General features: G+C 72.9%; 17 protein-coding genes. 7 read left to right on the top strand and 10 right to left on the bottom strand.

What is annotated here, in order from left to right:
* Nucleotides 1-26: 26 nt before the first annotated feature.
* The 5 genes from edd to ACWEN6_RS28535 all read left to right on the top strand — a co-directional run bounded on the left by edd (nucleotide 27) and on the right by ACWEN6_RS28535 (nucleotide 4,980).
* Complete coding sequence (gene edd, locus ACWEN6_RS28555; RefSeq protein WP_452574468.1) at nucleotides 27-2,129, top strand: phosphogluconate dehydratase; 2,103 nt, start codon at nucleotides 27-29, stop codon at nucleotides 2,127-2,129.
* Nucleotides 2,126-3,274 carry a glucokinase gene (locus ACWEN6_RS28550; RefSeq protein ID WP_452574466.1) on the top strand — a complete coding sequence of 383 codons (1,149 nt, stop codon included), beginning with the start codon at nucleotides 2,126-2,128 and terminating at the stop codon, nucleotides 3,272-3,274. Before edd ends, ACWEN6_RS28550 begins: the two co-directional genes overlap by 4 nt.
* Complete coding sequence (gene eda, locus ACWEN6_RS28545) at nucleotides 3,271-3,885, top strand: bifunctional 4-hydroxy-2-oxoglutarate aldolase/2-dehydro-3-deoxy-phosphogluconate aldolase (protein WP_452574464.1); 615 nt, start codon at nucleotides 3,271-3,273, stop codon at nucleotides 3,883-3,885. Before ACWEN6_RS28550 ends, eda begins: the two co-directional genes overlap by 4 nt.
* Before the next feature lie 472 nt (nucleotides 3,886-4,357).
* Nucleotides 4,358-4,525 carry a hypothetical protein gene (locus ACWEN6_RS28540; protein ID WP_452574463.1) on the top strand — a complete coding sequence of 56 codons (168 nt, stop codon included), beginning with the start codon at nucleotides 4,358-4,360 and terminating at the stop codon, nucleotides 4,523-4,525.
* A complete protein-coding gene (locus ACWEN6_RS28535; protein WP_452574461.1) occupies nucleotides 4,522-4,980 on the top strand; it encodes a hypothetical protein in 459 nt (152 codons plus the stop codon). Before ACWEN6_RS28540 ends, ACWEN6_RS28535 begins: the two co-directional genes overlap by 4 nt.
* 101 nt (nucleotides 4,981-5,081) lie before the next feature.
* Here the strand turns inward: ACWEN6_RS28535 and ACWEN6_RS28530 are convergent, their stop codons facing one another.
* The 5 genes from ACWEN6_RS28530 to ACWEN6_RS28510 all read right to left on the bottom strand — a co-directional run bounded on the left by ACWEN6_RS28530 (nucleotide 5,082) and on the right by ACWEN6_RS28510 (nucleotide 11,262).
* A complete protein-coding gene (locus tag ACWEN6_RS28530) occupies nucleotides 5,082-6,515 on the bottom strand; it encodes an MFS transporter (RefSeq protein WP_452574459.1) in 1,434 nt (477 codons plus the stop codon).
* Between the two features lie 40 nt (nucleotides 6,516-6,555).
* A complete protein-coding gene (locus tag ACWEN6_RS28525) occupies nucleotides 6,556-7,326 on the bottom strand; it encodes a GNAT family N-acetyltransferase (RefSeq protein ID WP_452574457.1) in 771 nt (256 codons plus the stop codon).
* A 106-nt stretch (nucleotides 7,327-7,432) separates the two neighbouring features.
* Complete coding sequence (locus tag ACWEN6_RS28520; protein ID WP_452574455.1) at nucleotides 7,433-8,884, bottom strand: MFS transporter; 1,452 nt, start codon at nucleotides 8,882-8,884, stop codon at nucleotides 7,433-7,435.
* A 185-nt stretch (nucleotides 8,885-9,069) separates the two neighbouring features.
* Nucleotides 9,070-10,212, bottom strand: coding sequence for a carbohydrate kinase family protein (locus ACWEN6_RS28515; RefSeq protein ID WP_452574453.1), 1,143 nt, complete (start codon nucleotides 10,210-10,212; stop codon nucleotides 9,070-9,072).
* An 87-nt stretch (nucleotides 10,213-10,299) separates the two neighbouring features.
* The gene (locus ACWEN6_RS28510; RefSeq protein ID WP_452574451.1) at nucleotides 10,300-11,262 is read right to left on the bottom strand and encodes a TetR family transcriptional regulator; all 963 of its coding nucleotides are present in this window, start codon (nucleotides 11,260-11,262) and stop codon (nucleotides 10,300-10,302) included.
* Between the two features lie 185 nt (nucleotides 11,263-11,447).
* Here ACWEN6_RS28510 and ACWEN6_RS28505 point away from each other — a divergent pair, with 185 nt between their 5' ends.
* Both ACWEN6_RS28505 and ACWEN6_RS28500 read left to right on the top strand, forming a co-directional pair.
* A complete protein-coding gene (locus ACWEN6_RS28505) occupies nucleotides 11,448-12,620 on the top strand; it encodes an FAD-dependent monooxygenase (protein ID WP_452574449.1) in 1,173 nt (390 codons plus the stop codon).
* A 183-nt stretch (nucleotides 12,621-12,803) separates the two neighbouring features.
* A complete protein-coding gene (locus tag ACWEN6_RS28500; protein ID WP_452574447.1) occupies nucleotides 12,804-13,661 on the top strand; it encodes an LLM class F420-dependent oxidoreductase in 858 nt (285 codons plus the stop codon).
* 243 nt (nucleotides 13,662-13,904) lie between these two features.
* On the opposite strand, the gene ACWEN6_RS28495 is transcribed toward ACWEN6_RS28500, so the two are convergent.
* From ACWEN6_RS28495 to ACWEN6_RS28475, 5 genes are read right to left on the bottom strand one after another with little or no spacing between them, the layout of a single operon-like run.
* Nucleotides 13,905-14,930, bottom strand: a complete 1,026-nt coding sequence (locus ACWEN6_RS28495) for a LacI family DNA-binding transcriptional regulator (protein ID WP_354836113.1) — start codon at nucleotides 14,928-14,930, stop codon at nucleotides 13,905-13,907.
* Nucleotides 14,931-14,940: 10 nt separating this feature from the next.
* Nucleotides 14,941-16,557, bottom strand: coding sequence for a glycoside hydrolase family 13 protein (locus ACWEN6_RS28490; RefSeq protein WP_452574444.1), 1,617 nt, complete (start codon nucleotides 16,555-16,557; stop codon nucleotides 14,941-14,943).
* A gap of 48 nt (nucleotides 16,558-16,605) precedes the next feature.
* A complete protein-coding gene (locus ACWEN6_RS28485) occupies nucleotides 16,606-17,481 on the bottom strand; it encodes a sugar ABC transporter permease (RefSeq protein ID WP_452574442.1) in 876 nt (291 codons plus the stop codon).
* The gene (locus tag ACWEN6_RS28480; RefSeq protein WP_452574440.1) at nucleotides 17,475-18,470 is read right to left on the bottom strand and encodes a carbohydrate ABC transporter permease; all 996 of its coding nucleotides are present in this window, start codon (nucleotides 18,468-18,470) and stop codon (nucleotides 17,475-17,477) included. The genes ACWEN6_RS28485 and ACWEN6_RS28480 overlap by 7 nt, the downstream gene beginning before the upstream one ends.
* Before the next feature lie 3 nt (nucleotides 18,471-18,473).
* Entirely contained in the window at nucleotides 18,474-19,772 is a 1,299-nt protein-coding gene (locus ACWEN6_RS28475; RefSeq protein ID WP_452574438.1) for an extracellular solute-binding protein, read from the bottom strand.
* Nucleotides 19,773-19,897 lie beyond the last annotated feature (125 nt).

The raw sequence follows: 19,897 nt of genomic DNA, 5'->3' as shown, positions 1-19,897 counted from the left end.
CTTGGTCGATCTATGGAGCCGCTCCCGTGTCTGCTGATCCAGCACCCACGTCACCTGCCGTGCACCGCACCGTCCAAGAGGTCACCGAGCGGCTCGTCGAGCGCAGCGCCCGTACCCGAGCGGCCTATCTGCGCCGCGTCGCGGCCGCCGCCGAGGAGGCCCGCGAGCGGGGCCCCGCCCGCGCCGGGCTCGGCTGCGCCAACCTCGCCCACGGCTTCGCCGCCTGCTCCCCCGCCGACAAGCTGATCCTGCGCGGCACCGAGCGGCCCGGCGTCGCGATCGTCACCTCCTACAACGACATGCTTTCGGCGCACCAGCCGTTCGAGAGCTACCCGCCGGTGCTCAAGGACGCCGTGCGGGAGGCGGGCGGGGTCGCCCAGGTCGCCGGCGGGGTCCCCGCGATGTGCGACGGCGTCACCCAGGGCCGCGCCGGCATGGAGCTGTCGCTCTACAGCCGCGAGGTCATCGCCATGTCCACGGCGATCGCGCTGTCGCACGACATGTTCGACGCGTCGCTGCTGCTCGGCGTCTGCGACAAGATCGTCCCCGGCCTGCTGATCGGCGCCCTGCACTTCGGGCACCTGCCCGCCGTCTTCGTCCCGGCGGGGCCCATGCCGTCCGGCCTGCCGAACAAGGTCAAGGCGCGCGCCCGGCAGTCGTTCGCCGAGGGCAAGATCGGGCGCGGTGAGATGCTCGACGCCGAGGCCGCGTCCTACCACTCCCCCGGCACCTGCACCTTCTACGGCACCGCCAACTCCAACCAGGTGCTCATGGAGGTCATGGGCCTGCACCTGCCCGGCGCGACCTTCGTCAACCCCGGCACCGAACTGCGCGACGGCCTCACCCGCGCCGCGGCCCGGCGCGCCGTCGAGATCACCGCGCACGGCGAGGAGTACACCCCGGTCGCGCACGTGGTCGACGAGAAGGCGCTGGTCAACGCCGCCGTCGCGCTGCTGGCCACCGGCGGCTCCACCAACCACACCATGCACCTGGTCGCCATCGCCGCCGCGGCCGGCGTCGAACTGCTGTGGGACGACCTCGCCGCCCTGTCCCGCGTGGTCCCCCTGTTGACGCGCATGTACCCCAACGGGCAGGCCGACGTGAACCACTTCCACGCGGCGGGCGGCATGCAGGCCCTCATCGGCGACCTGCTGGACAACGGGCTGCTCCACCAGGACGTGCTCACCGTCGCCGGCCGCGGCCTCGGCCTGTACCGCAGCGGCGCGGAGCTCAAGGAGGGCCAGGTCGTCTGGGAGGAGCGCCCGTCGGTCAGCGCCGACCTCGACGTGCTGCGCCCGGCGGCAAAGCCGTTCTCCTCCGACGGCGGCATCCACATGGTCAGCGGGAACCTCGGCCGCGCCGTCAGCAAGGTCTCGGCGGTCAAGCCCGAGCACCTGGTGATCGAGGCGCCGGCGATGGTGTTCGACGACCAGGCCGAACTGATGGCCGCCTTCCAGGCGGGCGCGCTGGACGGGCAGGACTTCGTCGCCGTCATCCGCTACCAGGGGCCGAGCGCCAATGGCATGCCCGAGCTGCACAAACTGACGCCGCCGCTCGCGGTCCTGCTGGACCGGGGACAACGCGTCGCGCTGGTCACCGACGGCCGGATGTCCGGAGCGTCGGGCAAGGTGCCGGCCGCCATCCACCTGTCGCCCGAGGCGGCCGACGGCGGCCCGATCGCCCTGGTCCGCGACGGCGACCTGGTCCGGCTCGACTCGGCCGCCGGGACGCTCGACGTGCTGGTCCCCGCCGAGGAGCTGGCCGCCCGCACGCCGCAGGGCCGGCCTCTGCGGGACGACGAGTGGGTGGGCACCGGGCGCGAGCTGTTCGCCGCGTTCCGCCGCGCCGCCGCCCCCGCGGACCGCGGCGCCGGCATCTTCGCCATCAGCGGCGCCGAAGGCGCCGGCACCCCGCTCCCGGCCGGCGGCGCTCTCCGGACGGGTGCAGGGCACCCGGCGGGCGACGTGCTCGTGGCCGGTGACGCGACCGCGACGGGCGACGTGCTCGTGGCCGGTCGCGTGGTCTCGGCGGGCGACGTCCTTGGGGCCGGCGGCGCGCTTTCGGCGGCCGGGAACGCCGCGGCTTCGGGGGCCGGCGGCGTTCCCGGCGGCCGGGAGGCGCGGGCATGAGCGCCGCGCCTACCCCCGGACACCCGTGGCTGGTCGCCGACATCGGCGGCACCAACGCCCGCTTCGGGCTCCTCACGCGGCCGGGCGGACGTCCCGGACGGATCGCGGTGCTTCCTGTGGCCGAGTTCGACGGCCTCGCGGCGGCGGTGGAGCACTACCTGACCCACCACGGCGGCGGCGTGCGGGTGGCCGCCGCGTCCCTCGCCATCGCCGGGCCGGTCCACGCCGACCGTTACCGGCTGACCAACGCCTCCTGGTCCGGCTCGGTCTCGGCCCTCGGCATCGCGCACGTGGAACTGCTCAACGACTTCGAGGCCCTCGCGCTGGCCCTGCCCCACCTGGGCGCCGGCGAGCTGGCCTCACTCGGCGGCCCCGAGCCCGCCCCGTACATGGTCAAGGCGGTGCTCGGCCCCGGCACCGGGCTGGGCGTCGCCGGACTGGTGCCCGCGCGCAGCGGCTGGGTGCCGGTTCCGGGCGAGGGCGGGCACGTCTCGGCGCCGGTCGTCACCGACCTGGAGTTCGAGATCGTCCGGGCGCTGCGCGCCGACGGCATGAGCTTCGTGGACGCCGAGCACCTGCTGTCCGGGCCCGGCCTCGTGCGCCTCCGCCACGGGCTCGCGCTCGTCGAGGGCACCCCCGTCGCTCCGCTTCCCGCCTCCGAGATCGTGGCCCGGCTGGACGACTCGCTGTGCGCGCGTACCGTTGAGGTGTTCTGCGGGCTTCTGGGAAGCTTCGCGGCCAACGTCGCCCTGACGCTGGGAGCGCACGGCGGGGTGTACCTCGGGGGTGGGATCGTGCCGCGGATGGTGAACCGCATCAACGGCAGCGACTTCCGCCGCAGGTTCGAGGCCAATCTCGTCCTGTCGGGCTATCTCACCGGCATCGCGACCACCGCGATCGTGGCGGAGCAACCCGCCCTGACCGGCGCCGCCGCCTGGCTCGCCCAGCGGAAGTCCGGCCTCGACACCCCGGCCGCCCCCTCTTCTTCCCGGCCATCCCCGGCCGGCCCCGCGAACTCCCCCGCCCCGTCCCGGCCATCTGGCGCCGGCACCGCGGACGCCTCCGCACCGTCCCGGCCATCCTCGTCCGGCATCGCGGACGCCGCCTCGCAGGCGTCCCACGAAGCAAGGAGCACCGCCTCGTGAGCATCCTCGACCTCGCCCCCGTCGTCCCGGTCGTCGTGATCGACCGGGTGGAGACCGCGGTCCCCCTGGCGCGGGCGCTGGTGGCGGGCGGCCTTCCCGCCATCGAGGTCACTCTGCGCACCCCGTGCGCTCTGGAGGCCATCGCCAGGATCGCGGCGGAGGTTCCGGACGCCGTCATCGGCGCCGGCACCGTGCGGACGCCCGCCGACGTGACGGCGTCGGCCGAGGCGGGCGCGCGTTTCCTGGTGAGCCCCGGCGGCACGCCCGCCCTGCTGGAGGCGATGCTCGGCAGCGGCGTGCCGTTCCTGCCGGGCGCCTCCACCGCCTCGGAGGTCATGGCCCTGGCCGAGCACGGCCTGACCGAGCTGAAGTTCTTCCCGGCGGTGCCGGCCGGCGGCATTCCCTACCTCAAGGCGCTCGCCGGGCCGCTCCCCGAGGTGCGCTTCTGCCCGACGGGCGGCATCCGGCCCGAGACCGCGGCCGAGTTCCTGGCGTTGCCGAACGTCGGCTGCGTCGGCGGCACCTGGCTGACCCCCGCCGACGCGCTGGCCACCGGCGACTACGCCCGCGTGGAGAAACTCGCCGCCGAGGCCGCCGCCCTCCGCCCCTGACCACGCACCGCCGGCGTGTACCGGCGTCCCGCCGAGAGGCCGGTGCGGCAGGCGCCGCGACGCCCATCGGCGGCGTGCCGGCGGCCGCGGCGAGGGTCGCGTGTCGCGCCGCCGGGTGCGCCCGGCGGCGCGGGAGCGTGCGAAGCTGAAGAACGTCTCGTCCGCGTCCAGCCTCCCTCGGCCGGCGGGCGAGCGCCATGGAGGTCGTCGCGACCCGATGCGACGTTCATGGGAACTCCGCTCGCGGGCGCCTCACCCGGCGCCCGCGAGCACGCTCGGAGTGGTGGGCGACAAGTGCGCGGTCACGCTCGTACATTTACGGACGTTCCGCTCGCTATAGGAGGAATCTCCGTGACCCCCCCGACGCCGCACAGCCGTCGCCTGCCTGGCCCTGGCCTCCGCCACCGCGCTACTCGCCCCTGGAACCGCCCACGCCGCCGGCCCCTCGGCCACCGTCTTCTCTCCCAACCCCGTGCAGAGCTCGGGTGATGAGACCCTCACCGACGACAAGGACCGCGACAGCGCGGCCTTCGCCGCCGCCTACCGGACCGTGGCGCTCACCGACCTGGACGGCTCCGGCACGCTGACCGGACGCTACGTCCGCGTGAAAGCGAGACCGGCAACGCCGCCAGGACCGTGAACGGCGCCTTCCCCGCCTGGCACCGTGACAGCGACCAGTTCGAGCAGGTGATGGGCTACTACTGGGTGACCACGGCGCAGAGGTACATCCGGTCGCCGGGCTTCGGCTCCACGCTGCGCCCGGTCAACCAGCGCCAGATCGAACTGCGGATCAACCAGTACGGCGGCGACAACTCCTTCTTCCGGGACGACAAGGCCGACATCACGCTCGGCAAGGGCGGCGTGGACGACGCTGAGGACGCCGAGGACGCCGAGGACGCCGAGGACGCCGAGGACGCCGAGATGATCGTCCACGAGTACGGCCACTCGGTGCAGGACGGCCAGGTCACCGGGTTCGGCACGACCCTGGAGTCGGGCGCCATCGGCGAGGCGTTCGGCGACTACCTCGCTGTGGCGGTGACGAGCTGGAAGACCGGCACGCCGTCCAAGACGCCCGAGGCGTGCGTGGCGGACTGACGGGCACGCCCGGGGCCGGCGGCGGGGCTCGGACCCGCCTCGGCGGGAGGACGACGGCGAGGGGGACCGGCTCCGGGAGGGTCAGGCAGGGGCGAGCCGGGTCAGGTCGACGACAGGGGACGGGTGACCTCTTCCAGGGACCTGCGCTCGGCGTTCACCGCGAGGAACCAGGCCACCGCTCCGGCCGACACCATCAGCGCCGCGGCGAAGGAGTAGCCGTAGAACAGCCGGACCGGGTCGAGGTGGGCGCGATCGCCGATGAGCGCGCCGAACACGGTCGGGCCGAGGGCGCCGAAGCCCTGGGCGACCGAGAAGAACAGCGCGATCGCCAGCGCCCTGATCTCCAGCGGGAACAGCTCGCTCACCGTCAGGTACCCCGAACTGGCCGCCGCCGACGCCACGAAGAAGATCACCGACCACAGGATGGTCTGCGTCGTCGCCGTCAGCGCCCCCTGCTTGAACAGCCACCCGGTGACCGCCAGCAGCAACCCCGAGAAGACGTAGGTGGAGGAGATCATCACCCGGCGGCCGAGGGTGTCGAAGAACCGTCCCAGCAGCAGCGGCCCCGCCAGGTTCCCCACCGCGAACGCGAACAGGTACTTGGAGGCGTCGTGCGGGGAGACGCCGTAGAAGGTGCTCAGCACCAGCACATAGGTGAAGAAGATCGCGTTGTAGAGGAACGACTGGCTGATCATCAGCGTCGCGCCGAGGATCGTCCGCCGGGGGTACTGCCGCAGGACCACCCGCAGGATCTCGCGGTAGGCCGGCGCGCCGTGCGGGCGGAAGTCCATCGCGCCGGCGGGGTCCACCGGGGGCACCGCGCCGCCGCTGCGACGCACGGCCTCCTCGATCTCCCCGGTCGCGCGCTCGGCCTCCTCCCCCCTGCCGTGCATGAGCAGCCACCGAGGGCTCTCGGGCAGGCGGCGGCGCAGCACCCAGATGGCGGCGCCGAGCGCCGGGCCGATGAGCAGCCCGATGCGCCAGCCGAGGTCGACGGGCAGCAGCGCGGGGTTCAGCAGCACATACGTGCTCGCCGTTCCGAGCATCGCCCCGAGCCAGTACGTGCCGCTGACGGCCAGGTCGACCCGGCCCCGGTAGTAGGAGGGGATCAGCTCGTCGACGGCCGAGTGGATCGCCGAGTACTCCCCGCCGATGCCGGCGCCCGCCAGGAAGCGGAAGAACAGCAGGAACAGCAGGTTCGGCGAGAAGGCGGTGATGCCGTTCGCGACCAGGTACAGGCCCAGGGTCAAGATGAACAGCCTGCGCCTGCCGAAGCGGTCCGACAGTCGGCCGAAGACCAGCGCGCCGATGACCTCGCCGATCAGGTAGACGGTGGCGGTGAAGCCGACCTGGACCGCCGACAGCCCGAGCGTGCGCCGGTCCTGCAGCACCGATCCGATCGCTCCCGCGATGGTGATCTCCATGCCGTCCAGGACCCAGGCGATGCCGAGGGCCGCGACCAGCCGCGTGTGGTACCCCGACCACGGCAGCCGGTCGAGCCGCGCCGGCACCAGACTGCGGACCACCCTCACCATGGTCACTCAGCGTAGCGACAACTCACCCATGGCGAGCCTGTCAGGAGATGAACGTCGTCCAGTTCTCCGCGATGTGGAAGCCCATGCTCTCGTACAGCGGGACGCCCATCGTGCTGGAGTGCAGGAACGCGGTGCGCGCCCCGATCGCGTACCCGTCGCGCAGCACCGCCGCGGTGGCGGCCCTGCCGTGGCCGCGCCGCCGGTGCGCCGGGAGGACGGCGATGTTGAACACCGCCACGTGGTCGCCGAGGAAGACGCCGAACGAGGTGGCCACCGGCTCGCCCGCCTCCTCGGCGACGTAGGCGCGCATGGCGGGGTGGTCCAGGACGGACGGCAGGCACATCGGGGTGAACAGCGACGGCGGCCCCTCGTACCCGGCGGCCAGCATCGCCTGGTACAGCGCGCTTTCGTCCCCGCCGACCGGGCGCACCTTGGACGCGCCGTCCTCGGCGTCCGCCGCGTCGGCCTGCGACAGCGACTTGAGCATGAACGGCAATGTGGACCGCCGCGCCAGCCCGTGAGCGGCGGCCGTGTCGGCGATGCGCGGGTCGAACCGCTCGCCGCGCACCTGGACGCTCCACGGCATCGACCGCAGTTCCGGAGACCCGGCGAAGGCCGCGATCTCGGCGGCGTCGGGCTCCCGGGCGCTGCTGAACACCCCGTTCAGCAGGGGCATCGCGGCGCCCGAGATCACCTGCGAGGTGCCGTGCGCACCGTCGCGGGAGAAGCCGCTCGGCTGCGCCCGCGCGAACATCTTCATCGCGTCCATCCACACGGCGGCCGCGGTGTCCTCGTTCTGCCTTGTTTGCACGTGAGAACCCTACGATGCCCTCTCACCTGGACAGGAGCCGGGCTCGGCCCGCCGCCGCGGACGGCGGGCGGGCCGGCTCGGGCTCCGGCTCCAGAGGGGGCGGGGGTCAGCCGGCCGCGGCCGGACTGGTTCTGGCGTCCCTCATCGACAGTGACGGGGCGAGGTCCTCCAGCGACCGGCGCTCGGCCTTGACCGCGAAGAACCACGCCACCAGCCCGGCGCCGATCATGAGGGCCGAGGCGAACAGGTAACCGTAGAACAGGCGGGTCGGGTCGGGGTGGGCCTGGTCGCCGATGAGCGCGCCGAACACCGTCGGGCCGAGGGCGCCGAAGCCCTGGGCGACCGAGAAGAACAGCGCGATCGCCAGCGCCCTGATCTCCAGCGGGAACAGCTCGCTCACCGTCAGGTACCCCGAACTCGCCGCCGCCGACGCCACGAAGAAGATCACCGACCACAGGATGGTCTGCGTCGTCGCCGTCAGCACGCCCTGCTTGAACAGCCACCCGGTGATCGCGAGCAGCACTCCCGAGACGATGTACGTACTGGAGATCATCGGCCGGCGCCCGACGGTGTCGAACAGCGGGCCGAGGATGAACGGCCCGGCCAGGTTGCCCACCGCGAAGACCAGCAGGTACTTCGAGGCGTCGTTGGGGGACACGCCGTAGAAGGTGTTCAGCACGAGCACGTAGGTGAAGAAGATGGCGTTGTAGAGGAAGGACTGGCTGACCATCATGGTCACGCCCAGGAAGGTGCGGCCCGGGTACTCCCGCAGGACGACGCGCATGATCTCCCGGTAGGACGGGGACCCGTGCGGGCGCAGTTCCAGCGCCTTGCTCTCGTCGACCGGCGGCAGACGGTGCCCGCCGGCGGCCACCGCCTTCTCCACCGACTCGGCGGCCTGCTCGGCCTCCTCGTGCCTGCCGTGCATGAGCAGCCACCGGGGGCTCTCGGGCAGGTGCCGCCGCAGCACCCAGATGGCCGCGCCGAGCACCGGGCCGATCAGCAGGCCGAGGCGCCAGCCCAGGTTGAGCGGGAGGAGGTCGGGGTTGAGCAGGATGTAGGTGCTCGCGGTGCCGATGATGGCGCCCAGCCAGTACGTGCCGCTCACCGCGAGGTCGACCCGGCCGCGGTAGCGAGAGGGGATCAGCTCGTCGATGGCCGAGTGGATGGCGGCGTACTCGCCGCCGATGCCCGCGCCGGCGAAGAACCGGAAGACCAGCAGGAAGGCCAGGTTCGGCGAGAAGGCGGTGATGCCGTTCGCGGCGAGGTACAGCGCGAGCGTCAGGATGAACAGCTTGCGGCGTCCGAAGCGGTCCGACAGCCGGCCGAAGACCAGCGCGCCCGCCACCTGGCCGATGAGATAGACGGTGGCGGTGAACCCGACCTGAACCGCCGACAGCCCGAGTGTGTGCTTGTCCTGCAGGACCGACCCGATCGCGCTGGCGATCGTGATCTCCATCCCGTCCAGCACCCACGCGACTCCGAGCGCGACGACCAGCCGCGTGTGGAACCGCGACCACGGCAACCGGTCCAGGCGCGCCGGGACCAGCGTTCGCACGACATCTGACATGTTGACCCGCCCCTAGCGTCCGCACTGCCCGGACCGGCCGCCAACCTCGGCCGCCCCCGGCAGCGACTACGGCAACGGCCTCTGCCCGGGGAGAGCGCGTCCTAACGGGCCCCGACCCGGCCCGGTGAGCGCACGGTGCGCGCACGGTGAGCGCCCGGGGACGGCGCCCCCGGTCAGCCGCTGGTGAGCGGGCCCGGCCAGGCCGTCTCGGACGAACGCGCCAGGGTGCCCGCGTCGATGGGGTTCTCGTGGGTGCCCTCGCTGGTGCAGGCGTGGGCGCCGGCGACGGTGCCGAGGCGGACGCAGTCGGCGGCGGGCAGGCCGCGCAGCCGGCCGTAGAGGAAACCGGACACGAAGGCGTCTCCGGCGCCGTTGGCGTCCACGACAGGCCCGGTCAGGGGCGCGGCCGGGAAGTGCCGCACGTCGGCGGAGGCGGCGCGCTCCCACTCCCCCGCGCCCGCCGGCCCCACCGCCGCGGGTCCGTCAAGCTCGCCTGGGGGGACCTCCAGGAGGTAGGCGCCGGCGGCTCCGGCGGTGCAGACGACGGTGGTGGCCCGGCCGCGCGCGGCGATGGCGCGCATCACCGCGACGGGGTCGGCGAGCTTGGCTGCGGACAGGAAGACCAGGTCGGAGCCGTAGGCGAAGTCCCGGTGGTGGTCGTTCTCGCCGTCCCAGTCGTGCAGGTCGGTCGACACGGGCACGCCTAGTTCGCGCAGCTCGGGGTACAGGTGGCGGGAGAAGTCGGTGATCGACACGTGGACGTGCCGGGCACGGCGGATCGCGGGCCGGTAGAGGCCGCCGGGCAGCCGCTGCCCGGCGGCCGCGCGGGCGTCGTACAGCGAGGTACGCCGCCCGTCGGGGCCGACGAGGAGCACGCTGCGCCGGGTGCCCTCGGGGACGACCGCCCAGGCGAAGCCGGCGCCGCGCGCGGCGAGGTGGTCGCGGATCAGCGCTCCCTGCGGGTCGTCGCCGATCAGGTCGATCAGCAGCGACCGCAGTCCGAGGGCGTGGCAGCCGAGCACGACGCCGCTGCCGGTGTTGCCGATGCGGTCGACCACGGGCGGCACGCCGTAGGTGTCGGCGTACGGCAGCGGCAGCTCGGGCACGTAGACGGTCGTGTCCACGCCCGCCCCGCCGATCACCACGACGTCGTACCGCTCCCCCGCGTCCTCCCGCTCCACGCGCCCCTGCTCCACGCGCTCCTGCCCCACGCGCTCCTGCCCCACCTCGCCCTGCCCGGCCTCCACCTGCCCCGTGGCCCGCCGCGCGGCCCCCTCCTGTCGCGCGCCGCCCTCCGGACGCTCACCTCGGTGCACGTGCGCCCACCCCTTCCGCTCCGGCTCTCTACCCTGATCCCCGTCCGGGACGACGCTGTCTCGAAATTGTCTCAATAAACTGTCTCATTATTGGCCGGGTCCGGGGAGGTGCCGGTAGACGGTGGCGCGGGAGACGCCGAGCGCGGCGGCGATCTCGCCGGCGGTGCTCCCTGCGGCGTGCATGCGGCGGGCCGTCTCGGCCATGGCCGGGCTCATCACTCCCGGCCGTCCCCGCCGCCCGCGGGCCACTCCAGAGGTCGCCGCGGCGGCTCCGGCGTCGTTTCCGGCCTGCCCCACCCCGCTTTCCGCCGGTAGCGCGAGACCGTCGGACGCGCCGCCGCCCAGCGGGGCGGAGCCGCCGGAGGCGCCGCGCCCCACCAGGGCGGGGGCGTCCGCCGCGCCGCCGTCCTCCGGCCGGCCGGGACCGTCCGGCAGGCGGACCTCCGCCGCCGCGCGGGCGAGGCCGTCCGGCGCGGAGCCCTCCGTCCGCCCGGCGGACAGGTCCGGCGCGGCGTCCAGCAGCAGGCGCACCCCGCGCAGCACCGCGGCGCGCAGGGCCCCGGCCGGGGCGTCGGCGAACAAGACGATCGGGTCGGAGAGCATCGCGATCGCCTGCGAGGCGCGCACCTGCCGCTCGAAGTCCGGGTCGGGCCCCGCGACCAGGGCGTTCGCCCGCATCATGGCGTCGCGGAAGCGGTGGAAGATCGTGTTCTCGACGGCCAGCGCCAGGTCGTAGAGGTTCATGCGCAGCAGATAGCGGTGGGCCAGCCACACCTCGACGAGCCCCTCGATGACGGCCCACTTCGCCGCGACCGGCTCGGCCGACCGCGCGGCGGCGGCCACGGCCGCGTCGAGATCCTCCAGCATCGGCGCGGCCAGTGCGCCGACGATCTCGGCCTTCCCCGGGAAGTGGTAGAGCACCGCCGTCTTGGTCACGCCCACGCGTTCGGCGATCTCGCGGATCGACGTGGCGTGGTAGCCGCGCGCGGCGAACTCCTCCAGCGCGGCCTGGAGGATGCGGGTGCGGGTGTCCGGCGGTGTCGCTGCCATGGGGATCAGCATAGCGGTTGACTGACCGCTGGACAGGAAGGTAGCGTCTCGTCCTGACCGATGGTCAGCGGATGGCCGCCGGGGCTCCGCGCGCCGCAGGGCGCCGAGGAGGAGGACCCGGCCCGCCACAGAGCGGATCGGCGGGGACCGGCCGTCGGATGACGGCGCGGAGACGGGAGAGCGTGATGGCGGGGCGCACGGTGCTGATATCAGGGGCGGGCATCGCCGGGCCGACGCTGGCGTACTGGCTGGCGCGGCACGGCATGCGGCCGACTGTGGTGGAGCGCGCGACGACGGTCAGGTCCAGCGGGAGCCCGGTGGACGTGCGAGGCCCCGCGGTGGAGGTCGCCGAGCGGATGGGCATCATGCCCCGCCTGCGCGAGGCGGCCACGGACGTCAGGGGGTTGAGCTTCGTCGACGCCGCGGGCAGGCGCGTCGGGCGGGTGAACATGCGCGCCGTGCAACGCGCCGCCGGCAGCCGTGAGGTCGAACTGCCGCGCGGAGACCTCGCCTCGATCCTGTCCGAGGCGAGCCGGGACCACGTGGAGCTGCTGTTCGGCGACTCCATCACCACCCTGAGCCAGGACCCGGGCGGAGTGGAGGTGACCTTCGAGCGCGCCGCACCCCGGCGCTTCGACCTGGTGATCGGGGCCGACGGCCTGCACTCGACCGTGCGGCGGCTGGCGTTCGGGCCGGAGCCCGGCTACGTGCGGCACGCCGGGGTCTGGGTGGCGACGCTGCGCCTGGACCGCCCGGCCGAGGACCCGCACCACGTCGTCATGCACAACACTCCGGGAAGGGCGGTCGCCGTGCATCCCTCGATGGGCGGCCCCGCCCTGGCGGCGTTCATGTTCCGCGGGCCCATGGTGCCGGACTTCGACCACCGCGACGCCGGACAGCACAAGCGGATGATCGCCGACGCCTACGCGGGCGGCTCGTGGCGGGTGCCCGAGCTGCTGGAGCAGGTGCGGTCCACCGACGACCTCTACTTCGACTCGGTCAGCGTGGTGGACCTCCCCCGCTGGTCACGCGACCGGGTCGCGGTGCTCGGCGACGCGGCGTCGTGCGTGTCGCTGTTCGGGAACGGCTCCACCCTGGCCATCGCCGGGGCCCACACCCTGGCCGAGGAACTCGCCGCCTCCCCCGCCGACCACGCGGCGGCCTTCGAACGGTTCGAGACCCGGCATCGCATGCTGGTCGAGCCCAAGCAGCGGGGGGTCGACCAGGCCGCCGCGATGATGATCCCGGCGACCTCGGCCGGCATCCTCACCCGCAACCTCGCCACCCGCCTGTGGCCGCTTGCGGCGGCCGGCGTCTGGACCAGACGCCGCCTCACCTCACACCGTCAAGCCGCGTGACGAACGGCCCCGAGGAGCACACCACCGGCAGCCGCCGCCTCCTCCGGCCGCATCCCTTCCCGGTGGCGGGACTTCTCCGTGACGGACGGCTTGCCTTGACGCCGGTGGCAGGGTTCTAACGTTGCCCTGGTCTGACAGGTCCCGGCCGCCGAGAAAGGCCGCCGGGTGGCGGAGGGACGGCGGATGAGGTTCGGGGTCAGCTACAACACGGCGTATCACGGCGTCGATCCCGAGGAGATCGCCGCCTTCGCGCGGCACGCGGAGGACCGGGGGTTCGAGTCGCTGTACCTGCCGGAGCACCTGGTGCTGTACCCCGGCGCGAAGCTCGGGCCCTACGAGATCCCGCCGACGCTGCCGTACGCCGACCCTCTCGACTGCCTGAGCTTCGTCGCGGCGGCCACGAGCCGGATCCTGCTCGGCACGGGCGTGCTGCTGCTGCCGTACCGCCATCCGGTGGTCCTCGCCAAGCGGCTCGCGACCATCGACGTGCTGTCCCGGGGGCGGATGCGGTTGCTGACCGTGGGGCTCGGCACCCTGCCGGGCGAGGCCGCGGCGGTGGGCGTCGACTTCGGCACCCGCGGCCGGCGGGCCGACGAGGCGATCGACGTGATGCGGCTGCTGTGGGCCGGCGGCGAGGAGGGCGTGAGCTTCGCCGGAGAGTTCTTCTCCTTCGAGAACGTGTGCAGCTACCCCAAGCCGCACGGGGTCGCGCGTCTCCCGATCCACATCGGCGGCTCGAGCCGGGCGGCCGCCCGGCGGACCGGTCTGCGTGGCGACGGCTACTTCCCCGGCGGCGCGCTCGACCCCGCCGAGCGCGCCGCACAGGTGGAACTCGCCCGCTGGACCGCGGCCGGGGCGGGCCGCGACCCAGGCGCCCTGGAGTACACGCGGTGGGGGTCGATCGACATGACCGCCGCCCAGGTCGAGGCCCTCACCGCCGAAGGCGTCACCCGCGTCGTCGTCAACCCCACTGCCGCCGACCCCGACCGGCGCCACGAGGAACTGTCCGCGTTCGCCGAACGCTTCTCTCTCACGGGATGACGCGCCGGCGCTTCTCGCTCACCAGATGACGCGCCGGAGCGGTGGGGAGCCGCCGCGCAGGTCGGCGCGGTGGATCCTCGGCCTCCTCGCCGCTGGTCATCACATCGGCTCGTTCGGCATGTCCATGATCTGACGCACCTCCACCGCGGCGAAACGGGCGTCGGGGACGCGCGCCGCGATCTCCCGCGCGCGCTCCGGGCTCGCGCGGTCCACCCCCAGGTACCCGCGTGCTCACGGGGATCGTCAGCGGTTGACCAGGGGGCCGGAGCCGGTGGAGCCGCGGACGACCAGTTCGGGCTGGAAGACCAGTTCGATGTTCTTGGGCGGGGCGCCGCCGATCTCCTCCAGCAGGGTCTGGACGGCGGCCGAGGCCATCGGGCCGATCGGCTTGCGGACGGTGGTGAGCGGCGGGTCGGTGAAGGCGATGAGCGGCGAGTCGTCGAACCCGACGACCGAGACCTCGCCAGGCACCGACAGGCCGCGCTCGCGGGCGGCGCGGATGGCGCCCAGGGCCATGAGGTCGCTGGCGCAGACGATGCCGGTGCAGCCGCGGCCGATGAGCGCCGACGCGGCGGCCTGACCGCCTTCGACCGAGAACAACGAGTGCTGGATCAGGTCCTCGCAGTCGGACACGCCGAGCAGTTGCGACATGGCCTGCGCGAAGCCCTCGATCTTGCGGATGACCGGGACGAACCGCCGCTGGCCGAGCGCCAGGCCGATGCGCTCGTGGCCGAGGTCGACCAGGTGCTGCACGGCCAGGCGGGCGGCCATGCGGTCGTCGGGCGAGATGAACGGCGCCGCGATGTGCTCGCTGTAGCCGTCGACCAGGACGATGGGCAGCCCGCGGTCGGTGAGCCGGGTGTAGCGGTCCATCCGCGAGGTGGTGTCGGCGTGCAGGCCCGAGACGAAGATGATGCCGCTGACGTCGCGTTCGAGCAGCAGCTCGGTGAACTCGTCCTCGGGGGCGCCGCCCGGGCTCTGGGTGCACAGCACGGGGGTGTACCCGTGCTGGGTGAGCGACTTCTCGATGGCCTGGGCGAACGCAGGGAAGATCGGGTTGTCGAGCTCGGGGGTGACCAGCCCGATGAGGCCGTTGCTGCGCTGGCGCAGCCGCTGCGGGCGTTCGTACCCCATGAGGTCCAGCGCCGTGAGCACGAGCTGGCGGGTGCTCGCCGACACCCCCGACTTGCCGTTGAGGACGCGGCTGACCGTGGCCTCGCTGACCCCCGCCTGGGCCGCGATGTCGGCGAGCCGCGCAGTGCCGTTCATGGACGTTACTTTACGCATCGCCGAGGGCCCACCACGCCGCGCAGTCCGGCGCCATCAGCGCGACGCCGCCCTCCACGGTCACCGTGCCGCTCGCCAGCAGCAGGGCGCCGGGCCTGGGCAGCTCCACGGGCTCGCCGGTGGCGTTGACCGTGCAGGCGAAGGTGCCGTCCCGGGTGAAGGTCAGCGTCCCCGCGGGTGACTCGTGCCAGGTGAGGCCGCCGTCGCCGAGCTCGGGGCGATCGCGCCGCAGCCGCAGCGCCTCCCGGTACAGCCGCAGCGTCGAGGCGGGGTCGCCGAGCTGGGCCTCCACGCTGAGCGGGCCCCAGGACGCCGGGACGGGCAGCCAGGTGTCCTGGATGCCGGGCGGGCTGAACCCGAACGGCGGCTCGGAGTGGGCCCAGGGAATGGGGACGCGGCAGCCGTCGCGGCCGTCGTCGGGGTGGCGCAGCCGCTGCGGGTCCTGGCAGACCTCGTCCGGCAGGTCGAGCACTTCGGGCAGTCCGAGCTCCTCGCCCTGGTAGACGTAGGCGGATCCGGGCAGGGCGAGCATCAGCAGGGCCGCCGCGCGGGCGCGGCGCAGGCCGGTCTCGCCGCCGCCGTAGCGGGTGAGGTGCCGTTTGACGTCGTGGTTGGACAGCACCCAGGTGGGCGGGGCGCCGACGGGGCCGACGGTGGCCAGCGACTCGTCGATGACCGTGCGCAGTGGGCCGGCGTCCCAGGGCGTCTTCAGGAAGTGGAAGTTGAACGCCTGGTGCAGCTCGTCGGGACGCACGTAGCGGGCCAGGCGCTCCTGCGAGGGCGCCCACGCCTCGGCGACGCCGATGCGCTCGCCGTCGTAGGAGTCCAGCACCCGGCGCCAGGTGCGGTGGATCTCGTGGACGCCGTCCTGGTCGAAGTACGGCAGGACGGCGGTGCCGAGCAGCTCGATCTGCCCGGCCGACCCGATGTCGGGCAGCCCGGCGGCCTTGACCATGCCGTGGGCGACGTCGATGCGGAAGCCGTCGACGCCGAGGTCCAGCCAGAAGCGCAGGATGGCCTCGAACTCGGCGTGGACCTCGGGGGCGTCCCAGTTGAGGTCGGGCTGCTCGGGGGCGAACAGGTGCAGGTACCACTCGCCGTCGGGCAGCCGCGTCCACGCCGGGCCGCCGAACACCGACTCCCAGTCGTTGGGGGGCAGCTCGCCGGCCTCGCCCCTGCCGGGACGGAAGATGTAGCGGTCGCGGGCGGGAGCGCCGGGGCCCGCCTGGACCGCCTCGAGGAACCAGGCGTGGCGGTCGGAGGTGTGGTTGGGCACCACGTCGATGATGACCCGCATCCCGTGCCGGTGGGCGTCCTGGATGAGGGCCTCGGCGTCGGCGAGCGTGCCGAAGACCGGGTCGACGTCGCGGTAGTCGGCGACGTCGTAGCCGAAGTCGGCCATGGGAGAGGTGTAGAAGGGGGTGAGCCACAGGGCGTCCACGCCGAGCTCGGCCAGGTAGTCCAGCCGGCTGCGCACGCCGAGCAGGTCGCCGACGCCGTCGCCGTTGCCGTCGGCGAAGCTGCGCACGTAGACCTGGTAGATCACCGCGTCCCGCCACCACCGGGTGGCCGCCTTGACGGGGCGGGCTTCACGGACGACGTCGGTCATTGGGATCCCCGATTCTCCGAAATTTCAGGACCGATACCACCATGAGGGTCAGGACTTCGTCGCCCCGGCGGTGAGGCCGGTGAGCAGGTGGCGCTGGACGAGCAGGAAGACCACCGCGGCCGGCACGGCGATCAGCACCGAGGACGCGGTGAGCAGGCCCCACTCGGCCTTGTGCTGGCCGACGAACTGCCCGAGCCCGACCGCCAGCGTGTACTTGTCGTCGCCGGTCATGAACGCGGTCGCGTAGGCGACCTCCGCCCAGGCGGTGATGAAGGAGTAGAAGGCCGCGACGGCCAGGCCCGGCCTGGACAGCGGGAGGATCAGCCGCCAGAACGTGCCGAAGGGCGTCAGCCCGTCCACCCGTCCCGCCTCGTCGATCTCGGCCGGGACGGTGTCGAAGTAGCCCTTCATCATCCAGGCGCAGAACGGCACGGTCGAGGTCAGGTAGGCGATGACCAGGCCGGGGAACTGGTTGATCAGTCCCAGGCCGGCGAGCAGGTTGTAGATGGGCACGATCAGGATCGCGACGGGGAACATCTGCGTGACCAGCAGCATCCACATGATCGACCGGTAGCCGGGGAAGCGGAAGCGGCTGACCGCGTAGCCGGTGGTGGCCGCGAGCACCACCCCGAGGACGGTGGTCATCGCCGCGACCAGCAGCGAGTTGAACAGCCAGCGCGGGAAGGCGGTCTGGCCGAGCACCTGGGCGTAGTTGGACAGGCTCGGGCTGTTGAACAGCTCCACCGTGGAGGACTGCCAGGCGTCCCTGGGCTTGATCGAGGTCAGCACCAGCCACAGGACCGGGAAGACCGCGATGACGCTCGCGGCGATCAGCGTGGCGTGCAGGGCCAGTGACCTGCCGGGGCCGCGGCTCTCGCGGCCGCGCGGGCGCGTGCCGCCCGCCGGGGTGAGCGCGCTCACCATGCCTCCCCCTGCCGGCGCAGCGCCCGGCGGTAGACGACGGCCAGGACGATGAGCAGGACCAGGATGAGCACGCCCCACGCCGCCGAACCCGAATAGTTGCGGATGCCCTCGAACGCCTGCCGATAGGCATAGGTGACGAGGATCTCGCTGGACCCGCCGGGGCCGCCCCTGGTGACCAGGAAGATGACGGGGAACTGGTTGAAGGTCCAGATGGTGCCGAGCAGCACGACCGTGCTGGACACCGGCCGGAGGCCCGGCAGGGTGATGTGCCGGAAGCGCTGCCAGGGCGTCGCGCCGTCCACCTCGGCCGCCTCGTACAGCTCGCGCGGGATGGCCTGGAGCCCGCCGAGCAGGGCCAGCATCATGAACGGCACGCCGAGCCAGACGTTGACGGCGATGACCGAGGCCTTGGCCCACAGCGGGTCGTCCAGCCAGTCGACCCTGGCGAGGCCGGCCGCCCGGAGCATCGCGTTGACGACGCCGAACTCGCCGTTGAGCAGGTAGCGCCAGATGAAGGCCGACACGAACGCCGGCACGGCCCACGGCAGCACCAGCAACATGCGGTAGAGCGAGCGCAGCCGCATCGGCCGGTTGAGCAGCAGGGCGAGGCCGAGGCCGATGCCGTAGTGCAGCGCGACGCAGACGACGGTCCAGGTGACCGTCCAGCCGAGCCGGGACAGGAACTCGCTGGAGGTGACGATGTCGGCGTAGTTGGACAGGCCGACGAACTCGTAGGTCGAGGGGATGACGTTCATGCCGATCGTGCGGCCCATGTTGGCCTCGGTCGCGTCGGTGAGCGACAGGTAGAGGCCGCGCACCAGCGGGTAGCCGATCAGCACGAGGGTGACGATGACCACCGGGGCGCACATCGCCCACGCGTACCAGTGGCGCGCGAGGAACCGCCCCGCGCCGCCCTCGCGCCGGGGACGGCGGGCGCGGCCGCGGGACGGTGCGCCCGCGGCCGTGCCGTCAACGACCTGCGTCGTCATGGGTCACAGGCTCCAGCCCTTGAGGATGCCCTGGTAGGCCTTGGCGACGTCCTGCAGCGCCGCGTCGGTGCCCTTCTGGCCGGCGGCGATCTTCTGGTAGCCCTCCAGCAGCGGCTGGAACAGCTGGCCGCCCTCGGGGATCCAGGGACGCTCGACCGCGGAGGCCATGGGCTCCTTCCACTTGGCGATCATGTCGTTGGCCTGGGCGTCGGGCATGGCGTAGGCGGACTGGCGGGCGGGCAGCAGGCCGAGCTTGCCCGCGACCTTGGCCTGGCTCTCGGCGGAGTCCATGAACTGGACGAACAGGTAGGAGGCGTCCAGGTTCTTGGAGCCGGCGTACACCGCGTAGTCGTGGCCGCCGGTCGGGGAGCCGGCCTTGGCCGAGCCGGACGGCACCGGGGCGATGCCGAAGTTGTCGGGCTTGTCCTTGAAGACCTTGCCGCCGAGGTTGTCGGTGTTCGACCACGGCCCGTTGAAGATCATCGCGACCTTGCCTTCCTTGAAGGCGGTCTCGGCGTTGGTGTAGCTGTCCTGGATGGCCGGCTTGGCCGCGGCGCCGGACGTGATCAGGTCTTCGACGATCTTCACGCCCGCGGTGGACTGCGGCGAGGCGACGGTGATCTTCTTGCTCGCGACGTCGAGCAGGTCGCCGCCCTCGCCGTAGATGAACGGCAGCAGGAAGTAGGCGTCCACGTTGAGGGCCAGGCCGTCGGCGCCCGCCTTGGACTTGACGTCCAGCGCGACCTGCTTGAGCTCCTGGAAGGTCTTCGGCGGCGCGTCGTGGCCGGCCTTCTTCAGCAGCTCCTTGTTGTAGAGCAGGCCGAGGGTGTCGGTGACCTGTGGCACGGCGTAGGTCTTGCCGTTGTACTCGCCGCTGCTCGCGGGGCTGGCGAGGAAGTCCTCCGGCTTGTCGAGCGCGGGGGTGCCCTCCAGCGGGGCCAGGTAGCCCAGGGAGGCGAACTCGGCGACCCAGCCGACCTCGGCGCGCAGCACGTCGGGCGCGCCCGAGCCGCTCTGCGCCGCGGTCTTGAACTTGTTCTGCGCGTCGGCGAACGGCACGTTGACGTAGTTGACCTTGATCTTGGGGTACTTGGCCTGGAAGTCCTTGATCAGGTCCTGGAAGACGGGCCCCTCGTTGGTGGCGTCAGAGGTGTCCCACCACGTCACCTCTCCGGAGACGGCCGAGGCGTCGGCGCTCTTGGCCGGGGCGGCCGACGGGGTGGGGGTGTCCTGGCCGCCGCAGGCGGAAACCGCCAGCGCGAGCGCCGCGGCTGCCGCCGCTGCCGAGATGCCTCGCCGCATTGTGTGCACTCCTTGCTCAGCTCCATTGCCATAGGACCGGGACGCCCGCCACCCCCCGAGCGGTGGCGGCGTCCACCGGGTACGCGGAACGTAACAGGCGTGTGAACTGACATGAAAGACCTTTC

Source organism: Sphaerisporangium sp. NPDC004334, assembly GCF_053602655.1.
Note: the sequence above shows the minus strand (reverse complement) of the source record. Positions and strands in the feature narration are given on the sequence as shown.

Bases quoted from the DNA above. Each gene is read 5' to 3' on its own strand.
- ACWEN6_RS28510 (WP_452574451.1), bottom strand. From the start codon at position 11,262: ATGGCAGCGACACCGCCGGACACCCGCACCCGCATCCTCCAGGCCGCG.
- ACWEN6_RS28480 (WP_452574440.1), bottom strand. From the start codon at position 18,470: ATGACGACGCAGGTCGTTGACGGCACGGCCGCGGGCGCACCGTCCCGC.
- ACWEN6_RS28505 (WP_452574449.1), top strand. From the start codon at position 11,448: ATGGCGGGGCGCACGGTGCTGATATCAGGGGCGGGCATCGCCGGGCCG.
- ACWEN6_RS28500 (WP_452574447.1), top strand. From the start codon at position 12,804: ATGAGGTTCGGGGTCAGCTACAACACGGCGTATCACGGCGTCGATCCC.
- ACWEN6_RS28475 (WP_452574438.1), bottom strand. From the start codon at position 19,772: ATGCGGCGAGGCATCTCGGCAGCGGCGGCAGCCGCGGCGCTCGCGCTG.
- ACWEN6_RS28495 (WP_354836113.1), bottom strand. From the start codon at position 14,930: ATGAACGGCACTGCGCGGCTCGCCGACATCGCGGCCCAGGCGGGGGTC.
- ACWEN6_RS28485 (WP_452574442.1), bottom strand. From the start codon at position 17,481: ATGGTGAGCGCGCTCACCCCGGCGGGCGGCACGCGCCCGCGCGGCCGC.
- ACWEN6_RS28550 (WP_452574466.1), top strand. From the start codon at position 2,126: ATGAGCGCCGCGCCTACCCCCGGACACCCGTGGCTGGTCGCCGACATC.
- ACWEN6_RS28530 (WP_452574459.1), bottom strand. From the start codon at position 6,515: ATGGTGAGGGTGGTCCGCAGTCTGGTGCCGGCGCGGCTCGACCGGCTG.
- ACWEN6_RS28490 (WP_452574444.1), bottom strand. From the start codon at position 16,557: ATGACCGACGTCGTCCGTGAAGCCCGCCCCGTCAAGGCGGCCACCCGG.